This is a genomic window from Candidatus Uabimicrobium amorphum (assembly GCF_009002475.1).
Lineage (GTDB): Bacteria > Planctomycetota > Uabimicrobiia > Uabimicrobiales > Uabimicrobiaceae > Uabimicrobium > Uabimicrobium amorphum.
The window spans coordinates 3,598,062-3,618,160 of the sequence record NZ_AP019860.1 but is presented as its reverse complement, the minus strand read 5'-3'; the positions used below and the strand labels follow the sequence as shown (position 1 = coordinate 3,618,160).

The 20,099-nt window shown below is 38.8% G+C and carries 16 protein-coding genes; 13 read left to right on the top strand and 3 right to left on the bottom strand.

Going from position 1 to position 20,099, the window contains the following annotated elements; all coding sequences use genetic code 11:
• Nucleotides 1-228 precede the first annotated feature (228 nt).
• From UABAM_RS12915 to UABAM_RS12890, 6 genes are all read left to right on the top strand, one after another.
• The gene (locus UABAM_RS12915) at nt 229-1,668 is read left to right on the top strand and encodes a TolC family protein (RefSeq protein ID WP_151968421.1); all 1,440 of its coding nucleotides are present in this window, start codon (nt 229-231) and stop codon (nt 1,666-1,668) included.
• A 21-nt stretch (nt 1,669-1,689) separates the two neighbouring features.
• On the top strand, nt 1,690-3,315 hold the full coding sequence (locus tag UABAM_RS12910) for a hypothetical protein (RefSeq protein WP_151968420.1): 1,626 nt from the start codon (nt 1,690-1,692) through the stop codon (nt 3,313-3,315).
• Between the two features lie 10 nt (nt 3,316-3,325).
• Nucleotides 3,326-6,532 (top strand): efflux RND transporter permease subunit, encoded by a 3,207-nt coding sequence (locus UABAM_RS12905; protein ID WP_151968419.1) that lies wholly within the window; start codon nt 3,326-3,328, stop codon nt 6,530-6,532.
• A gap of 4 nt (nt 6,533-6,536) precedes the next feature.
• Nucleotides 6,537-7,022, top strand: coding sequence for a hypothetical protein (locus UABAM_RS12900; protein ID WP_151968418.1), 486 nt, complete (start codon nt 6,537-6,539; stop codon nt 7,020-7,022).
• 137 nt (nt 7,023-7,159) lie between these two features.
• Nucleotides 7,160-7,837: a response regulator transcription factor gene (locus tag UABAM_RS12895; protein WP_151968417.1), complete on the top strand. Its 678-nt coding sequence runs from the start codon at nt 7,160-7,162 to the stop codon at nt 7,835-7,837.
• A 23-nt stretch (nt 7,838-7,860) separates the two neighbouring features.
• Nucleotides 7,861-10,131 carry a fused MFS/spermidine synthase gene (locus UABAM_RS12890; protein WP_151968416.1) on the top strand — a complete coding sequence of 757 codons (2,271 nt, stop codon included), beginning with the start codon at nt 7,861-7,863 and terminating at the stop codon, nt 10,129-10,131.
• Between the two features lie 27 nt (nt 10,132-10,158).
• On the opposite strand, the gene UABAM_RS12885 is transcribed toward UABAM_RS12890, so the two are convergent.
• The gene (locus UABAM_RS12885) at nt 10,159-10,980 is read right to left on the bottom strand and encodes a crotonase/enoyl-CoA hydratase family protein (protein ID WP_151968415.1); all 822 of its coding nucleotides are present in this window, start codon (nt 10,978-10,980) and stop codon (nt 10,159-10,161) included.
• 205 nt (nt 10,981-11,185) lie between these two features.
• Here UABAM_RS12885 and UABAM_RS12880 point away from each other — a divergent pair, with 205 nt between their 5' ends.
• The 6 genes from UABAM_RS12880 to UABAM_RS33415 all read left to right on the top strand — a co-directional run bounded on the left by UABAM_RS12880 (nt 11,186) and on the right by UABAM_RS33415 (nt 16,803).
• Nucleotides 11,186-11,566: a nuclear transport factor 2 family protein gene (locus tag UABAM_RS12880; protein WP_151968414.1), complete on the top strand. Its 381-nt coding sequence runs from the start codon at nt 11,186-11,188 to the stop codon at nt 11,564-11,566.
• Between the two features lie 187 nt (nt 11,567-11,753).
• Entirely contained in the window at nt 11,754-12,695 is a 942-nt protein-coding gene (locus UABAM_RS12875) for an alpha/beta hydrolase (protein ID WP_151968413.1), read from the top strand.
• Nucleotides 12,696-12,791: 96 nt separating this feature from the next.
• Nucleotides 12,792-13,697, top strand: coding sequence for a helix-turn-helix domain-containing protein (locus UABAM_RS12870; RefSeq protein WP_152022000.1), 906 nt, complete (start codon nt 12,792-12,794; stop codon nt 13,695-13,697).
• Between the two features lie 281 nt (nt 13,698-13,978).
• On the top strand, nt 13,979-16,270 hold the full coding sequence (locus UABAM_RS12865; RefSeq protein ID WP_151968412.1) for a protein kinase domain-containing protein: 2,292 nt from the start codon (nt 13,979-13,981) through the stop codon (nt 16,268-16,270).
• A gap of 87 nt (nt 16,271-16,357) precedes the next feature.
• Nucleotides 16,358-16,561, top strand: a complete 204-nt coding sequence (locus UABAM_RS12860) for a hypothetical protein (protein ID WP_151968411.1) — start codon at nt 16,358-16,360, stop codon at nt 16,559-16,561.
• 68 nt (nt 16,562-16,629) lie between these two features.
• Nucleotides 16,630-16,803, top strand: a complete 174-nt coding sequence (locus UABAM_RS33415; protein ID WP_173013288.1) for a hypothetical protein — start codon at nt 16,630-16,632, stop codon at nt 16,801-16,803.
• Nucleotides 16,804-16,811: 8 nt separating this feature from the next.
• Here UABAM_RS33415 and UABAM_RS12855 read toward each other — a convergent pair whose 3' ends face one another.
• Both UABAM_RS12855 and UABAM_RS12850 read right to left on the bottom strand, forming a co-directional pair.
• Entirely contained in the window at nt 16,812-17,795 is a 984-nt protein-coding gene (locus UABAM_RS12855) for a nucleoside hydrolase (protein WP_151968410.1), read from the bottom strand.
• Between the two features lie 63 nt (nt 17,796-17,858).
• Complete coding sequence (locus tag UABAM_RS12850) at nt 17,859-18,878, bottom strand: VIT1/CCC1 transporter family protein (RefSeq protein ID WP_151968409.1); 1,020 nt, start codon at nt 18,876-18,878, stop codon at nt 17,859-17,861.
• A gap of 550 nt (nt 18,879-19,428) precedes the next feature.
• On the opposite strand from UABAM_RS12850, the gene UABAM_RS12845 reads away from it, so the two are divergent.
• Entirely contained in the window at nt 19,429-20,094 is a 666-nt protein-coding gene (locus tag UABAM_RS12845; protein ID WP_151968408.1) for a glutathione S-transferase family protein, read from the top strand.
• Nucleotides 20,095-20,099 lie beyond the last annotated feature (5 nt).

The following is a 20,099-nucleotide window of genomic DNA, read 5'->3' as shown; positions in this document are numbered from 1 at the left end:
TACTAGCGTCGTTGCTCCTTATTTAAATAACCTAGCTATGATGCATACGGAGCGCCTAGCTAGAATTTACAATGACTTTAATATTAAATAAACTTTAATTGATGACACACCCTAGGTTTCTGCGTTTTTCATAATTTTTTCATGATCTTTTCAGGATTTTTTCATTTTTCCTAACTATGATAGAACGAAATCAGTTTAGATTACGAACTTATAGTTGGGAGTTTGTTCATGTTTTGTTGCAAAATACTTCTATTTATCATCGTTATTTTTTCAGGGTGTCAATCCTACAAACCACAGCCAATTATTCCGCGAAATTCATTGAGCGACATTGAAAAATCGCGAAATACTTTACTTGCTAGTGAAAATCTATCTTCTATTGATTCGCAAAATGATCAAAGAGCTTGGAATTTTTCTTTTATAGAGGCGGCAAAAACACTAAAGGAAAACAGTCCTAGCCTGAAACAAGCACGATCAGAGTACAAAAAAGAATTGCGTCAGGCTGAGATAAAGACACCTTTGCCTAACCCTCAACTACAAACAGGTGTGATTATCGGTTCGAATTTGGGAGATGATAGTTCTGGCCGTGTACAACCACTTGTATCTTTTGGTTTTACTATTCCGCTGAGTAAACGCCTATCACGCCAAGATGAAGTAAATAGCTCTCGGGCAAAATACGCTTACATGAAATACTTATTACAGCATCGAAGTGAATATTTGAAGTTACGCAGATACTACATCGAACTGATTTTACTCGAAAATCGAAAAACTATTCACAAAAGAATCGTCTCTTCTATTCAGACCTCCATCAATGTAACGCAAAAACTGATCGATGCAGGTGTTGCAACGGCACTCGATATTGGAATAGTAGAGCTTGAGTTATTAGAAAAACAATCTCAACTTGCCAAGGTCGAAGGGGAAATGACAAAAGTAAGAGGCAAACTATCACAAATTTTAGGTGTAAGCAGTAAATTTTTGGTATGGCCTTCCTCTATTACCTGCCCAAAATTACCGAAAAGTGTACCTGAACTTGCAAAGTTAAAAGCAATTATGTTAGAGAATAACTCTTCGTTGGCTCTGTTACAAGCTACATACGAAATCGCAGAAAAAGAACTGCATTTACAAATTACGAAGCAAACACCAGACATTACACTTACCCCTTCCTTTGAGGGCGATCCTGGGCAAGATACAAACTTTTGGGGAGTTGCAGTAAGTTTCCGCGTGCCCATTTTTGATCAAAATCAACGGGCAATTGCTTTAAAAGAGAGTAATAGAGAGCTCGTTAAGGTCCAGTACAATGGGGCATTGAGCAATGCATTGGCATTTCTTGAGACATCTTATCAGCACTATTTGCAACAACAACAGAGATTTCAAAAGATAACGGATATCGTTTTGCAAAAAAGTAAAAGAAATGTTGGTATCGCTTTGGAAACACTAAAAAGAGGTGAAGTCGACTTTTTAAAATATATAGACTCCGAGCGTTCTCTTCGCAATATTTTGCTAGATGTTCATGAAGCGAAGACCGAAATGTATAAAGCATGGTTGAATATGGAAACTGTGATGGGAATGCCTATATGGCTTTTACCAGAAGAACAACAACAGAGCATTCCATCTTTATCAGGCAAGCAAGTGAATGAGGAGAACACTCCGCGCGATCAACCGGGAGAATAGATGTTTTTAGGAGACTGTTAGATGAAACAAATACTATTAGTAAGCATTTTGAGTTTGATATGCGGAGGATTGGGAATTGCAGGCGGATGGTTTGCTGGACTAGAGAAGGGAAAAAGCTTTGTCCAAGAAAAAGAGGAAGATCACGACGACCATGAAAAGCCAGCCATATCAGAAATTGCTTTAGAAAATATGGGGATTATTGTCGGCCCAGCGAAGTTATCAAGCTTTAGTAAATATAGAACAATTCCCGCTGTTGTAGAGGAATTAGTAACTACATCACAACCTGTTTTTACTCCCGTTAGTGGTCATATTGAAAAAGTTTTGGTTAAAGAATATGAGTTGATAAAGAAAAAGCAGGTGGTGGTTTCGTTAATTCGCGATGCGATTCCGCGTATTGATCTTACTTTAACAGGAGATATTCTCAAGCCTGCAACAGAAGAACTTCATGAATCGTTCGCTAAATTTCGACGCGCAGTGAAAAATCTAGAAATTCTCGAAGCAGAGTTGCAGCGTATTCAAAAATACTCCAAAAGCGAAATAACAGATGCTTACCCAATACTACCCAAGAAAAGAATTATTGAACTCAATTATGAAATCACTCGTGCAAAGCAAGAAATTACGATTACCCAAGAAGAGTTGGTGCGACATGGGCTGTCGGAAAGTCAAATCGAAGCGGGTAAGTTGGGAAAGATACCACGTATTGACGCACAGATTTGGAATAGAACTTTAAAGTCTCATGGTTTATGGCCATCCACAGCAGAAAAACTTTATCAAGTTTTGCCGGAAGATATTCAAAAACTTCACTGGACAATGGCAACGATTAGTGAGCTTGTGGCTGCTGGTCTCGTAAAGCGTGATTTGTACATGTGGCTGAAAAAAAATCGCGCTGTCGGAAAACACTTTCTTGAAATAGGCGGACTGCTACAGCGCGGAAATTCTTTGGATAAGATCCGTCACATGTACGATTTAAATGCCTTTGATTCCATTGTTAAGATCAATGCCCCAGATAATGCCGATAGTTGGGATGTTGAGGAAATTTTGATAAAGGAACATCAGTCAGTCGAAGAAGGGCAACATCTAATTACTCTGAAAAACCCAAAGCACTTATATTTGGTGGCAAGACCAGAAGGTAGTGAGAGAAACTTAATATTGAACGCCTTACAAAACAATGTAAAAGTGCAAGCAAGCCCTCTGTTGGAAAAAGAGGGGCCCACTCTTGAAGATTTAGAAATAGAAAACATTGTCAGTGATAAAAAAACGGGGGCAATGAGAGCATATATACAAATTCAAAATGAGGTATTTAAGATACACTCCTCTGTAGTAAAACGTAGAACATGGAAGCTACGAACGAAACAGCAATATATTTTACGTGTTCCCACGGAGACAATGGAAAAAGTATATGTTTTTCCTAAAGATGCGGTAACCGAAGATGGTCCCAGTAAAATTATGTTTCTGCAAAACGGTGATCATTTTCGACCAATAGAAGTCAAAGTTTTATACCAAGATCATGAGTCTGTTGTCATAAGTAATAAAGCCGATATTTTTCCTGGAGATATTGTCGTTTACCAAGGTGCTTTTGCTTTAGGTCTAGCTCTTAAGTCAAGTTCTGGTGCAGACGCTGGGCATGGGCATGGACATGGTCATTAGGAGAACTTAAATGCTAAACCGAATTATTGCTTTTTCACTCAAGAACCACCTATTAGTAATAATTGCCTCGTTATTTATTGCTGGCTATGGCGTCTTTGTTGCAGTACAAATGCCCGTTGACGTACTACCTGACTTAAACAGACCAATCGTTACGGTAATTACGGAAATCCACTCCATGGTTCCTGAGGATGTCGAGAGAAGAATTACCATACCACTAGAACAAGTTTTCAATGGCGCAACAGGAGTTTCACGTGTTCGTTCTTCTTCGGGGTTGGGGATTTCCGTCGTTTTTGTTGAATTTGACTGGCATACAGACATTTATCGAAATCGCCAAATCATTCAAGAAAAAATACAACTTGCCAAATCAAAACTTCCTCCACAGGCCAATCCGCAAATGGCTCCCATTTCGAGCATTATGGGACAAATTCAGCTAGTAGGAGTACAAAGCCGAAGCGGAAAAACCAAAGCCACGGAGCTAAGAGCTTTGGTGGACTACAAAATAAAATATCGCTTGCTGTCCATTCCCGGTATTTCGCAAATCATTTCCATCGGTGGTTCGCCACGGCAACTTCAAGTAACGGTGAACGCGGATAAACTTCGTTTTTTCGATGTTACACTTGATGAGGTAGCCGAAGCCATCAAAACGGCAAATTTGAATGCTGCAGGTGGGTTTCTCAATATAGGTTCTAAAGGACCAACAATTACAGTAACAGGACGTGTTGTTGAAAAAGAGCAACTTGAAAAAGCAATGGTCAAGTTTGATCCGGTAAGATCTATCCTTTTAAGAGATATTGCGCAAGTTGAATTTGGCCCCGCGGCGATTCGTGTAGGTGATGCTGGTATTAACTCAAGGCCAGGTGTGATTATGGTTGTTTTTAAACAGCCAGGCACTGACACGGTATCTTTGTCTAAAAGAATAAACCACGAGTTAGAATCACTACAACTCGGTTTACCCAAAGACGTTGTTTTGGTGCCTGATATTTTTCAACAATCTATTTTCATTACCCGTGCCATTGATAACGTAATGGAAGCGGTTCGCGACGGTGGTATTTTGGTATTTTTTATTTTACTGTTGTTTCTAATGAACATTCGTACAACATTTATCACCTTAACAGCGATTCCGCTTTCTGTTGCCGTGACCGCAATTATTTTTGATATGTTCCATCTATCCATCAATACCATGACTTTAGGAGGTTTGGCCGTTGCCATTGGTGCATTGGTTGACGATGCGATTGTCGACGTGGAGAATGTTTATCGGCGTTTAAAAGAAAATTCACAACGCAAAAAACCAAAACATAAGTTATGGGTAATTTTTCGCGCATCAAGCGAAGTTCGCAAACCTATACTCTTTGGAACGTTGTTGGTAATAGTCGTATATCTGCCACTATTTTTTCTTTCTGGTTTAGAAGGACGTCTTTTTGTTCCTATCGGCATTGCTTATATCTTAAGCGTTGCTTCTTCCTTATTTGTCGCGTTAACCGTGACTCCCATACTGTGTTACTATTTACTTTCTGAGATGAAAGGTATGGAGAGAAAATCAGATACCTGGGTTGTCTCCAAGCTCAAAAGCCTTGTCGGAGGAGTTATTGACTTTAGTATTAAGTACCACCTGCAAGTTTTTGCTGTGTTTTTAGTGATGGTCGTTGTTAGTGTTTTTCTTCTTTTGACAAGAGGTACGCAATTTTTACCGCCTTTTAACGAAGGGGTGGCACAAATCAATATGTATTTGCCACCAGAAGTAGCACTAGAAACTTCTAATGAGTTTGGAAGGCGCCTCGAAAGAATTTTAACCAAAGTAGAAGGTGTAAAAAACGTTGGACGCAGAACTGGTCGATCAGAGAACGATGAAAATGCTCACGGAGTGAATATTACCGAAATAATCGTTACTTTTGATCCCAAAGCCAATCTGCCACGTGAGGCGATTGTTGCCGACATTCGTAAACACATGAAAGAAGAGTTTCCTGGACTTCCTTCCGAAGTAGATCAACCACTTTCCCACATGCTTTCGCATATGCTTTCCGGTGTGAAAGCACAAGTGGCCATAAAAACCTATGGGCAGGACCTCGATGTTTTGCGTTCTGTGGCGAAAAAAATCGAACAAGCGATAAAGTCCATTCCTGGCGTTGTCGATTTGTATGTGGAACAGCAATTACTTCTAGATCATATTGTGATTAATCCTAAACGTGACAAGCTTGCACAAATAGGTGTGACAGTCGAAGACATTGCGGAACTTGTAGAACTTGCTTTAGAAGGCGAAGAAGTATCGCGCATGCAAATAGGTTCGTTTACATATCCGATGATCGTGCGACTTGAAAAACAAAGCCGTGAGAATCTAGACAAAATTAGAATGTTAAAGGTTCGAACAAAGCATGGAATTTCTATACCATTGTCGGATGTCGCTGTTGTTGAGGTAGGTAAAACGCCTAATAACATAAATCGCGAAAATGTATCGCGACTCATTGTCGTACAACACAATGTTGCTGGTAGATCTCTTGGTGAAGTCATCGCTGACGTACAAAAAGCGCTTAAACCTATCGAAAAAGAATTGGGCAAAACAACTGGTTATTCCATCCGCATTGGTGGACAATACGCTGCCCAGATCAATGCAACAAAAAGAATATTTGTTTTAAGTTTTGTATCTGTCGCCATTATGTTTTTAGTGCTCTTTGCACATTTTAAATCGATCAATTTTTCCGTATTAGTACTTGTCAGTATTCCCATGGCGTTTATTGGCGCGATGCTATATATCATTATAAGTAAGCAGGCTGTTTCGGTAGCAACGATGGTCGGACTGATTTCTTTAGGAGGTATTGCAGCACGCAATTCGATTCTTCTACTGGATCGCTATGTTCATTTGATGCGTGATGAAGGTGTTCCTTTTAGTGCTGCAATGATTATTCGTGCAGGACAAGAGCGTATGGTTCCTGTTTTGATGACCGCTTTAACAAGTGGAATTTCTCTTGTTCCTATCGCACTTGCACCAGGAGAACCAGGGCGAGAAATTCTCTACCCCGTAGCAACGGTAATCATTGGCGGATTAATTTCTTCAACCATACTTGACTTTATCGTCATACCAGCGTTATTTTGGATGTTTGGTAAAAACTCTGCGGAAAAGATTGCTGAAGAGCCGGAATCGTTTGATTCTGCAACAGAAGAAATGTACATTGCATTTGAAGCTGATAAAGGTTCCAATAAACACGATAACTTTAAGGAGTAAATTTGTGAAAAACTTTTTTATAATACTATTATCTTTAGCAGTAATATTTTCGTTAGGGTGCGATCAACAAAAACCTACGAGTAGTAAAAATAATAATGAAGAAGAACACGGTCATGGTCACCATCATCATGAAGCAGGTGCACATGGTGGTAATATTCTCGACTCAGGAGGAACTCTTCACGTTGAGTTTGTACATGATCAAGAAGCCGGAAAAGTATCGTTATATATTCTGGGAGGAGATGGAAAAACTCCACAAAATATAAGTAGCGCTCCGCGAATTAACTTAAGAACTTCCGATGGTCCCAAACAGTTAAAAACGCAAAAAGTCGCCGATAACGCATCTCACTACGAAGTAAGTGACAGTGCTCTAAAGGGCGATATAAACGGAAGAATTGCCATTGATTTCGAAGGGAAAAGATTCAATCTTGATATTGAAACTTCCGATGACGATCATCACGATGGACATTCTGGACACGGGCACGATCATTGAGGAAGGCCGATCAAATAAAGTAATCATAATACCATTCTGTAAGAGGAGCACTCATCAAACTATAGCTTTTGACAATAAACGTTATATTGTTACCTACGGAGGATAAGCTCCTCTACAATTGGAAACCTGGAGGCATTATGAGAATTTTGTTAGTGGAAGATGAAGAGGGCGTTATTCGTTTTATTACAAAAGGACTCTCGGAAGAAGGGTTTACTGTTGACTCTTGCCCTACCGCAGAGTCAGCACTGCAGCAGATAGAAACGCAAAAATACGACTTACTTATTTTAGACATTTCTCTTCCCAAGATGAACGGTTTCCAATTTCTGTCTATTTTTCGCAAAAAAGAAAAACTAGTTCCCGTTCTGGTGCTGACGGCTAAGGATACACTTAATGATAAAAAGCAAGGTTTCGAATTACAGTGCGATGATTATTTGACAAAACCGTTCCACTTTGAAGAGTTACTTATGCGCATTAGAGCGCTGTTGAGAAGACATATAAAAGAATCCAAAGTGGTCGAAATTGGAAATCTACGCTTAGATATTGGTTCTTTCAAGGTCTTTATTGATGATCGTCCTGTTTCTTTAACAAAAAAAGAGTTTGCACTACTGCGGTATTTTATGGCAAATGAAGGGCATGTAATTTCGCGCACCCAAATATTGAACCATGTTTGGCAAGAACCCTACAATATTGGAAGCAATGTCGTGGATGCTACGGTAAAGTCCTTACGTAAAAAAATATACATCCAAGGTAATTCGTTTAAGATTTCGTCTGTGTATGGAATAGGTTATATTCTCCAAGATGAACAGAGTCTTTAAATCTCACCTCTCAGGATCTAATTATGCAACTACTATTATACAGTCTTATATTTTTCTCTGGAGTAAGTGCTTTAGTCTATGAAATTATCTGGAGCAGGCAAATTGGATTGTTGTTTGGTAATACCGCGCAGTCAGCGGGTATTGTTATTACCATTTACTTTTTAGGTTTGGCGATTGGTTATAAGTGGGCTGGCAAAACTATAGATAGCCGGCAAGGTCCTCTGCGACACTACGCAATTGCCGAAATGTTTGCTGGTCTATGGAGTTTTTGCGTTCCTTCACTATTACAATACACTTCGATGAACTTTCCTGGAATAAATCACGACCATGAACTTGTACGTACCGTTTTACGATTAACGTGTATAACAATGATTTTTTTTCCAACAACCATTGCTCTCGGATATTCATTTCCCGCTTTTGCCAGATTTTTGGCAACACAACAACACAACTCGCGTAAACCCATTATCACCTCGTATGCTTTAAATACCATTGGGGCATTTTCAGGGGTATTGTTCACCGTTACGTTATCTATTTATTATTTGGGAATAACAGGTACGAATCACACCGCAGCAAGTATATCTTTTGTATGTGGACTTGTTGCTTTCATGCTTTCTATAAAATGCAAAGACAACTGTCCCGTTAACGACGATATACAAAGCAAAAGTACTTCTCTAATGGTGTATTGTTTGGTCATTCTCTCTGGATTTAGTATCCTAGGTTTGGAAGTTCTCTACATCCATCAATTTTCTCTAATCTCACACAACAGCGTTTACAATTTTTCAGCAACTTTGTGCTCTTTTCTATTTTGTTTGAGTTTGGGAAGTTTCTTGACCAATTACCTCGCGAAAAAAACACACGCGTATTTTGTCCTGATTTGTTTAGCCGTATCTTTTTTTCTCCCACTGTCACTACAATTTTTTCACTACGCAACACACGGTAAACTATTTATTTTTGCAAATAATTTTGCCTTATACATCACCTACTATTTTTTATTTAATCTATGCGTTGTTGTATTACCCATTACCACGATGGCAATGATTTTACCTCTGTGTTGGGGGCATCTAAAGTCACAACAAGCAAAAACAATTGGGAATCTTACATTTATAAATACTATTGCGGGAGCCATTGGCTCTGGAGTCACGACATTTATATTGATACCTCATCTCGGTTTTTACGCGTCGTTTATATTTTTTGCTATTTTGTATTGGTGCGCATCGATCATACTTCTGTGGCATTTTGCGGAAAAAAAATATCGTTTTCTTCCTGTTTACGCCATAGTACTAGCGATCTGTCTTTTTTCTCCGCTTCACCAGTACCAAAGGAAAAAACACCAAGTGATATGGCAAAAAGATACATTTTACGGTCCTATAAAAGTCATCAAGGAAAAACGTTCCGGAAATCTAAAAATAACGCAAAACAACCATTACTCTTTAGGAAGTAGTTTTGCAGAGATACGCGAAAAAAGACAGACTCATATTCCACTACTACTTCACCCATCACCACAACATGTTGTGTTTTTGGGAATGGGAACCGGTCTAACGGCAAAAGGTGCTCTACAACATCAACAAGTAAAACATATAGATATTATCGAACTAATTCCCGAAGTTGTTCGCGCCGCGAAGTTTTTTCACCGAGAACGCGACAGCATATTCGAAGACAAGCGAGTAAATGTGATCGTCAATGATGCACGACATCACCTCTATCGTAAACATAAATTTTATGATGTGATTATCTCCGATCTTTTTGTTCCGTGGCATAGTCATACAGGATATTTGTATACAGTAGAACATTACCAAAGTGCTTACAAATCACTAAAAGAAGATGGTATTTTTTGCCAATGGTTACCTCTATATCAAATGGGAGAGCGAGAATTTCGCATTATAACCAACAGCTTTTCGTCTGTTTTCTCAAACACCTCACTGTGGCGCGGAGAGGCAAGCAACAGTTACCCTCTTGTCGCTTTAATCGGCTTTAAAAAAGATGTCGTAAACCTTGCTAACACAAAGAAACGCATACGCAAACTACAGACAAAACGAAAGTTTTCCGTTGCATTAAAAACAGGACGTGTAAAAATACTCGTTCCCACAGATAAATTCTTGCACAGCGAAAGGTTTTTTTCTTTGTACATGGGCGAATGGAAGTATCAGGGACGACCTCTAAACACCGATGACTTTCCTCTCATCGAATTTTCAACTCCGATCACACAGCATAAATCACAATTTTTACACGGTGTAAAATGGAAAAATTTTCGCGAAGAAGCGTTGAGTAAATTACCGAGAAAATACAGAGATTGAGTGATACGAAAAGAAATCCACCTGAATTTATTTTCCTTTGTATTGAGGTGAACGTTTTTCGATAAAGGCAGCTATCGCTTCAGCAAAGTCTTCCGATTGCAAGAAAGCACTATTCCACGTAGCGGTATATTGCAAACTATCTCCAATAGACTTACCATCTTGAAAATTGAGAATGTGTTTGACCCCTTGTATGGTAAGAGGTGGATTGGCTGCGATGCATTTAGCTTCTTCATGGGCTCGTTGCCAAAGTTCATCTGGAGAATCCAACACAGCGCTCACTAAACCTAACTGCATAGCGCGTTGTGCATCAATATCTTTTGCGGTCAGAGCTAATTCGCGCGTTGCGGCATCGCCGATAATTTTTGGAAGTCTTTGCAAACTACCTAAATCCGCAACAATTCCCATGCGCGCTTCACGTAAGCTAAATAGTGCGTCCTGGGAACAAAATCGCAAGTCGCAAGCAGAGATTAAATCAAGCCCAGCCCCGATACACCAACCATGTATAGCTGCGATCACTGGTATTTTGAGACGTGCAGGGGCCGAAATTGCATTTTGCCATTTTTCTATTAAGAGCCGAAGTTCATTACGGGGTTGTGCTAAACCACCTTGGAGTAGAGGTTTCAACATGGACATCGATTGTTTTAGGTCTAATCCGTAAGAAAATGATTTGCCTGCTCCGCGCAAAATAACAGCACGTGTTTTGTTGCAAGTTTCGAGGTGACTAAAAATACTACCTATTTCCTCAAACATTTTCGGATTAAAAGAGTTACCGCAGTCCATTCTATTTAAAATAACTTCAACAATATGATCTTGATGATTTACTTGTATCGTTTCGTAATCATAGCTCATTTATAGCTCCTCGCTTGGTAAATTCTATTTTTTATGAGTAAGAATTTTTGTTGCCATTACACTTGGTTGTTTTATTGCGCAACTTGGATGTCTATTGAACATTGCAATATGCCAAAAAAATTATACTTTTCGTTTTATCACACAAAAGATATTTTGTGTAAAGATAATTCCAAAAACATTTTTAGATCTCAATGAAGGAGCCGTTATGTCTTTAGACATTTGTAAACTTTATTTAGAGGCGCTTAATACAAAAGATTTAGAGGGCGTTCTTAAACTATTTCACAATGAAGCGGTCGTTTATTCACCGCTTTATGGAGAAATAAAAGCGGAGCTGTTTTATAAAACACTGTTTGAAGATACAACTTCTTCGGATACGAAATTATTAGATCTATTTTATTCCGATAGCAAAAAGACATCTGTTGCTCTTCACTTTAATTATCGTTGGCAGATGAAAAATGGAGAACATTTTGAATTTGATTGTGTTGATATCTTTGAGATTTCTTCAGATGCTACTCAATTTTTAAAACTAACTATTATTTATGACACAGCACCACTACGTGACGCTTTCAATGGAAATAAGAGATAAAGGAATACCGCAGCAAATAAGCGAGTTTTGTACAACATGTTTACGAACATTTTCTCCGTCGTAATGAAAGCAGAAATGTATCCAAATTACGCAGTTTTGTTTATCGACGCTAGGTGGATAGTTCGATAATATATAAGCTATTCAGCCATTTATGGACTTAAACACAAATTCGAAAAGGATAAATATTATGACAATCGAAATAAAGCCAGGTACTAACAAAATCAATTTTAAGAGCCAAGGTATCAACATTGTTGGTGTACTGTATACTCCAGAAAATTTTAATTCAACAAAGACCTATGAAGGCATTGTTATGACTCCTCCATTTCCACAGGTGAAGGATCAAGTGTTGGCGAACTACGGCCCAAAATTGGCGGAGCGCGGTTATGTGGCACTGGCTTTTGACTACAGTTCAAAAGGCGAATCCGACTCCTACGATCCGAAATTTCGTGATGATGAAAACATGACACGCAAGTGGGAAGATCTACGCAATGCGATTTCCTACCTTGGGAGTCTAGCATTTGTTGAAGGTATCAATGGTATCGGTTTCTGCGGGGGGGGTAACATTATGTCATCTACAATTATCACTGATTTGCGCGTAAAAGCTTTTGCTTCTGTCAGCGCGATGATGGCTTCGGATATGATGCAATTTGCTGATCGTAATGTGTTTATTCAGCAGGTTCAAGCAGCGAATGCTGCGCGCCAAAAGATGTTTGAAACCGGAGAACCCGTTTTGCATGACTATTTCGGTTACACTGATCCAGACTTTTTGAAGAAAAACCCTAATTTATCCGGGACATTTGCTGAAGGTTACGATTACTACGGAACAGCGCGTGGTGGTACAGAGACTTATCCGAACTTCACCAACGTATTGATTTCTACAGTTTTTGAAACCGCAGCAGTGAATCTGGGTGAACATTATGCTGACAAGTTAATCCAGCCCTATTGCGGGATTGTTGGGGCAGAGGCAGATACGGCCATTTGCACCAAAGCCTACTTTGATAAAGTAACATCCGCAAAAGAATATCATGAAATTGAAGGTGCAAGTCATGTTGGTTTGTACGATGTGCCGGAAAATATTGAAAAAGTTGTCGAAATTATCGATACGTTTTTTCAGAAGCACAGCAAGTAGGTACAAAAAGGTAATATGAAAAGAAGTGTGCCGCCCATTACTCCTATAGGCGGTCCACGGAGATTAAAAATTATAAGAAAATATAGAGTGTGCCTTATGACAACAGAAAAAATACATTTCAGCGATTTGGCAGAGTACCATGAATTTCTTGGTCTTTCCATACCAGAACATCCATTGTTTTCGGTGGTATCTGTGTCATCTAATAAAGATGCGTGCGATATTGATATGATACTGAGCAGTGATTTTTATTCCATATCACTCAAGCACGTTACCTCCGGTGAGATTCTCTATGGTCGTACCAAATATGATTGTAGAAACGGCACGATGATTCTCACGGCTCCCCATCAAGAAATTAAATTAAAAGGAGTAAAAGTTGAAGCAACAGGCCGGGCAATTATTTTTCACGAAGATTTTATTCGTGGGCACAAGATCAAGAATGAAATCAGGAAATATAGCTATTTCAGCTATGGAGTAAATGAGGCTTTGCATTTATCACCCAAAGAAGAACAAATGATCGCTCAAGTGATTGACCAAATTGAGGTAGAGTACTACAACAACCAGGATGAATTTAGTAAAGATCTGATTTTGTCGCTATTGGATACACTGCTGAGATATGCCAATCGTTTCTATCATCGTCAGTTTTTACACCGTAAAGAAGTCAACTCTGATCTACTGGACCAGTTCATTGATGAGGTAGAGAAATATATTGTCGACAATAAGTGGGAAGAGAAAACCATTCCGACAATAGAGGATGTGGCAAGCGCAATGGCAATGACCCCACGTTATTTAAGTGATGCGCTCAAGGTAGAAACTGGTAAAACTGCCATGGAAAACTTACATCTGTACATAATTGATAAGGCGAAAGATCTCCTACTTGGCTCCAATACATCGGTGGCAACCGTGGCCTATAAACTGGGCTTTGAATACCCACAATATTTCGCTAGGCTATTTAAAAAGAAAACGGGTATGACACCGACGGAATACCGAAGGTCCGTGGATTGAAGTTCTCCATTCCAAACTATTTCTTTTTTTACTACATTTTGCTATAAAAGAGTTGCTAAATCTAAATAAGTTCTATTTTTGGGATGAAAAGTTTGTAGACAATCCTTGAGGAAATCAGTGAACTTAAAAATTTAGGCGCTGTCTTTTTTACACCAGAAAAGTAAACACAAGTAGCGATCATATAAAAAGATTGTTGTCTATGTGGGATTGGCTCGCGATGAGCACCCCTAAAGGTTAGCAACCGCTTAAGGTAACCAAAATGAGAAAATAGGGAGGAAATTGTGGGAAAAACAGTCTGTCCTAATTGTAAAAAAGGCTATACTCTAGCCAACGAAAAGATAGAGCAAAAGCAGCCTGTAACATGTGGACAATGCCATAAAGTTTTTATACCCCTTGCCAAAACATTTCCCGGTGAAATAGCGCAGAGTGGACAACAAATCAAAAAAAAGAAATTTGGCCGCTATGAAATCATCTCGGTAATTGGCCAGGGAGGTATGGGAAAAGTTTATCATGCTTTTGATCCCAAGTTAAACCGTTCTGTCGCTCTGAAAATACTTCTTTCCTCACAGCAAAACCATATTAGCGAGCGTTTCATCATCGAAGCACAGGCAATGGCGTGTTTGATGCATCCAAATATTGCTGTGATTTACGATATTGGTAGCAAAGATGGCAAGGACTTCTTTACAATGGAGTTTATAGAGGGCATTCTTCTTAAAGAATTCATAAGGCAAAATCATTCCATTTCTGAACTTTGTCAGGTAATGCTAAAAATTGCGAAAGCATTATCTTATGCTCATCAGCAAGGTGTTGTTCATCGCGATTTAAAACCGTCGAATATTATGATGGTGGATCATGAACCAAAAGTGATGGATTTTGGGTTGGCGAAACTACGAGAGAACCAACAAGGACTTACCACATCGGGTATGCTTTTAGGTACGTTGCAATACATGTCTCCAGAGCAAGCAAATGGTCAGGTCAACATCATTGATGAAAGAAGTGATATTTACAGTTTAGGTGCGATTTTTTACGAAATGCTGATGAAAAAACCTCTCATTGAAGGAGAGACGAATTTCAATATGCTCTACCAGGTACTCAACGCCCAGGCTAAATTTTCGAGTGATATACCGGGTTCTCTTGTGCAAATTTGTAAACGCGCTTTAAAAAAAGATGTAAAACTACGCTATCAAAAAATGGATGACTTTATCCGCGATTTAGAAAGTCACCACAGCAAGAAAATACCACGAAAAATTGTGCGTAATAAAACAACTTCGCGAACAAAAAACAGGCGAAAACCCCCTAAGAAAAAAAATATGAATCCTGTTTTGTATTTTGTTCCCGTTGTTTTGTTTTTTGTTTTTATGGGGGTACTCTTTACCACAAATGACGACCAACGACAAAGCGAGAAAAATTATTCTACACACGAAGATCATAGCAAAAATTTACACACCAAAAAACCACAAAAAAACGACACCTCTGACAATAAAAGTACAAATCGAGAAGTGCGTCTAGTAAAAAATAGACCTGTTTTTCAAGGAAACAACGCTCACACCGGCGTCTACAACGAGAAATCGATTTTATTTAAAAAATTGAAGTGGAAAACACCCGTACAAAAAAAAGCAACTAGTTCTGTGATATACAAGGGGCTTATTTTATTTGCCGCGCGAACAACATGTTATGCGCTAAATTCTTCTAATGGAGAAATCAAATGGACTTTCGATAAAGCCGACCAGGATATTTGGGCAACACCTGTTGCCGCAAATGACGTTGTGTATTTTGCAAGTAAAGATGCTCACATATATGCTCTAGATATAAGAACTGGCCAACTCATCGACAAGTACAATTCTCATGGAGGAATTGATAGTTCTCCGATTATAGAAAACAACACTTTGTATTTTGGAAATGGCGAAAAGATGTTTTATGCCCTAGATGTAAAAGGCCGGAAACCTAAGTTTAAATGGAAATTCTTAGCAAAAGGAGCGGTTCAAGCTTCTCCCACCATTTATCAAGATTACATATATATCAATAGCCGTCCAGTACAAGGAACGAAACATTACACTAAGGGAGTTTGTCATGCCATTGATAAAACAGGAAAGGAAAAATGGCGTTTTCAAACAAAAGATCAAATCATTTTTTCCGCGCCAACAGTCGCAAATGGTATTGTCTATATTGGAGACTACTCCTATACTTTTTTTGCTTTGCATGCAAAGACCGGAAAGCTTTTGTGGGAAAAATCTGTGACGGGTAACGTGGACGCTTCAGCAGCCGTAAATAACTATGGTGTTTATGTTCCCGATTCTAGCGGATTATTGTCAGCATTCCATCCGAAAACAGGTAAAAAGTTATGGAGTTTTTCCACCACACCAGCACAACCTATTTTCGCTTCGCCTATTATTGCCCAAAAAGTACTATACGTTGGTTCGACAAATGGTACTATGTACGCGATCGATTGTGAAACAGGAAAAGAGTTAGATAGATTTGAGACAAAAGGTAAAATATACAGTTCTGCGAGCATAGACAAAAACAACCTCTATTTTGCTAGTGACGATGGATTCTTTTATGCTTTTGGCAGATAAAAATCATGTATGTTTTTATGTTTAGCTCTTTGTTCAATTCATCGAAAATAGTATCAAATTCCCATTGTCCCATCGAAGCACAAGTTGGTGAAGTGGATACCAGAGTTTATGTTAGTGGCCCTGGCAATGCGTGCGTTAAATAGCAATAAAGCCACGTATCTGATTGGGCATGCCCAAGCTGCTCGTACAGAAATGTTACATCTTGCCAATGAATTTCGAGCGTTGGCGAAAAGGACATCTATTGCGACACCAGCACTAGATCAATTATACACGTATGCAAATAGTGGGTGAATCCCCATGAAAGAAAGTGGTATAACGGGGCAATCTCAATACAAAAGAAAAGTAAAAGGTTGGGGAAAATGAATATTCATACATATACAGCATTGTTTGCAGGAGCTTTTTTGGCCTTAGGTTTGCTTGTGGGCTATATGAATGCGGGGATTGTTCCTGCCGAGATGAAAAATATTGTGAAAGCAATGATGGTGATTTTAGTGGGGATAATTATAGTTCTTGGTAAGGATTTCTCATCCTAACAGAGTAGCTATTTTAGACAATAAGTACGAAAAATATCGTAAAATTTGCGAATATTCACCTCAAGAACAGCTTCCAATGAGGAATTTTCCGGATAACAAAGAGAGAAACCCGCAGATAGTAAGTCTCCGTAACTATCCGTGTATCCGGTATTGTCAATGTACAGTTGTACGGAAATTTTTTTGCGAACAATGGTGGGATCTATTGCCACGCTTAAAGCCAAAGGATCGTGGAAATAGAAAATATCGCGACGCCAATGTTTTTCCCATACTGCACAAAAATGTTTGAGAAGTCTTTGTGCCTCGGAAGAGTTATCCAACATATCAACTATCTCTTGTTTGGGAAATGAGATTTTGTGTGTGACATTCCGTCCCACCATAATTTTGGGGATATCTGAATTAAGTACCGCGTTCGCTGCCGCTGGATCAGCGCCTAAATTGTGCTCATAAAAAGTAACGTACTCTTTTTCGGGAGTGATTTCGAACTGTTGTGCAATGTGTTGTACACCAACATCGAGAATTTGTGACTCTTTTTTTTGAATACCACCACCCATAAAAACCAAACGCTTGATTTTGTTTGTAACTCGTGGATACTTGGCGATGAGATGGGCTATATTTGTCATCGGTCCAATACAAACAATTATAATCTCGTTTTCGTACTCTTCGATTTTGCTACGCATTAACTCTATCGCGTCGTGAAACATTTTGGATTTTACATTTATCTCTGGTAATTTTAAGTTATCTTGTTCGTTTCCTGTGGTCCAAATAGGATTTAGTTTGGAAATTGGTGTTGATTCGCCAATGCCTACAGGAATATCTTGTTGGAATGCATTTATTAAACTTTGTGCGATTTGGGCGCGAATTTGTGTGGGGCCATAGACTGTCGAAACACCACAGAGTTCCACTTGCGGATGATTTAGAGCTAAGGCCAATGCAAAAGCATCATCAACATCGGAACCAATATCTGTGTCTAAAAAGATTTTTACTTTTTCCATCGTTTCGGTCGCATACAAAAGGCCATAATGATTGTTATAACTTGCTTTTCACTGAAAATACAGTCACGTTCTTACTTTATCTTGTACACTTAAAACACAGTTCGATATACCGCTTGTCAAGATTGCCAAGCTGCCCCAAATAAATATACTGCGTCGTAAATACCAGGAGCAGACAAGTGACATAATGATCAAAAATAATATTGTACAAGGAAATAGCACCATCGAGATTGTTTGCGGTAAACTTTTTACAAAAATGACTACAAGAGGAAATATGCCACCACTGCAAAAGGTAGCAAAACGCATAAACTTACTGGAAGTGGAAGTGCTCCAGTCAATCTCGTCTATAATGGACAGCATGTAGGGGAAAAATGCAACCAGAGCAAATGCAATAAATGAGATTGTCACAACAACACCGTTGTAGTCGTTGATCAATAGATACGTTGCTATGATTGCCAATGCAAAGCCAATAATCTTGTACCACTTCCAAAAATAATCGGTATTTACTGACCAAGTCATATCTGCTTTGGTGGATTCCATTTCACCATCACTTTTTAGCTGTGAAATATCGCTACCGCGAGAATTTTGCGCTTGTTGTAGAGTATCGTAAATGTCTTCTGCACTTTCGACAAAGGGAAATGTTTTCATTGTATAGTTGTTGTTTTTTATTGTCATTGATATGAGTCTTTCCTCGGCAAGTTGTCCCTCTGCTTTTACCTTTATATCTTTGACGTGGAAATTTCCCCAGCGAATATTTCTTTTAAGGACATTGGTATATGGTAAAAACACGCAAAAGGGGTAATAGAGCGGAATGGAGAGGCAAATTCCTTCCTCATCAACGCGTATATAAAAACAAGAGATAAAAGCTGCCTGAAAACATCGCAAAGTGGTCGCAAGAAGAATCCAGGGGATCACAACTTGCATAAGACGTAACAACACCGTGTAGATGCCACCTTCTTCCTTTATCGACAACAAAAATATTGTGCTTGCTACCAAGATCACAAGGCTTAATATTCCAAAAATGAAAGGACGTAAACGATTTTGTTGTACAATATCTGTTGTGGCTGGGGTGGTTGATTTCTCCATGGAATGCTCTCTTTTGTAAGGAAAGATGAATAAAAGATACTGACGGTTACTATTTTTTGTGACAATCCATTATTTCATATACTTCTCGGATATAAGATTTAAAATGATTTTTATTGTAACATAATTTTAAAAACTTCGTATCTATCTATAGAGGTTTCGAGGAAACTAGTACTTTGGAACATTAAAACTTAGCAATTTCAGATACTTAAGCGATGCCTCAAATTAAATTTTCTAGAGTACTAGGGCGTGTCATCAATTAGCGAAACTCGCCAAATGTAGAGAAAATATACACCTAGTGTCATTCCTGGCTTGACCAGGAATCCACAAATAAAAGTGCAAAACCCAATAAAGACAAGAATTTCTTTTTACATAAGAATTTTTTTCTTTTATTGCTTTCTCTCTTAAAAAGCGTGGATCCCGCATCAAGTGCGGGATGACACCGTAAAGGAAATATTTATTTAATTGATGACAGCCCATAGATCGTAAAGAGTATATTTTTTAGTGTGAATGAGCGACTGTTTTCTTTTTATTTGAAATATAGGAGAAACACATGATTGATTTTTATACTGCTGCAACTCCCAATGCGCATAAAGTTTCTATTATGTTAGAGGAGACGCAACTTCCTTATGAAGTTCATCATCTTTCATTAATTGATGGCGATCAAAAAAAACCTGAGTACTTGGCCATTAACCCCAATGGCCGGATTCCGTCTATTATCGATAGGGATCATGGAAATTTTGCGGTATTTGAATCAGGTGCTATCTTAATATACCTAGCGGAAAAAACAGGTAAATTTTTATCAAAAGACATGAAACAACGTTCGCGAACCATTCAGTGGCTTATGTTTCAAATGGCTGGTATTGCTCCTATGCAAGGACAAGCAAACGTATTTTTTCGCTATATAACACAGGACATTCCTTTTGCTATTGAACGTTATCAAAAAGAAACGCGGCGTCTGTATGAGGTACTCAACAATCATTTACAAGACAACGAGTACTTGGCGGGGGAGTATTCGATTGCTGATATGGCGACATGGCCATGGATTCGTATCCACGATTGGGCGGGTGTGAGTATTGATGGTTTAGATCATCTACAACGGTGGTGCAAAATAGTAGGAGAACGTCCTGCATGCCAGAAAGGCATTACAATACCCAAAAAGCTTGAGTTAGGGGACCATGATGAAGTCGCAAAAGCAGGAAAGAAACTCACCGAATAGTTGAT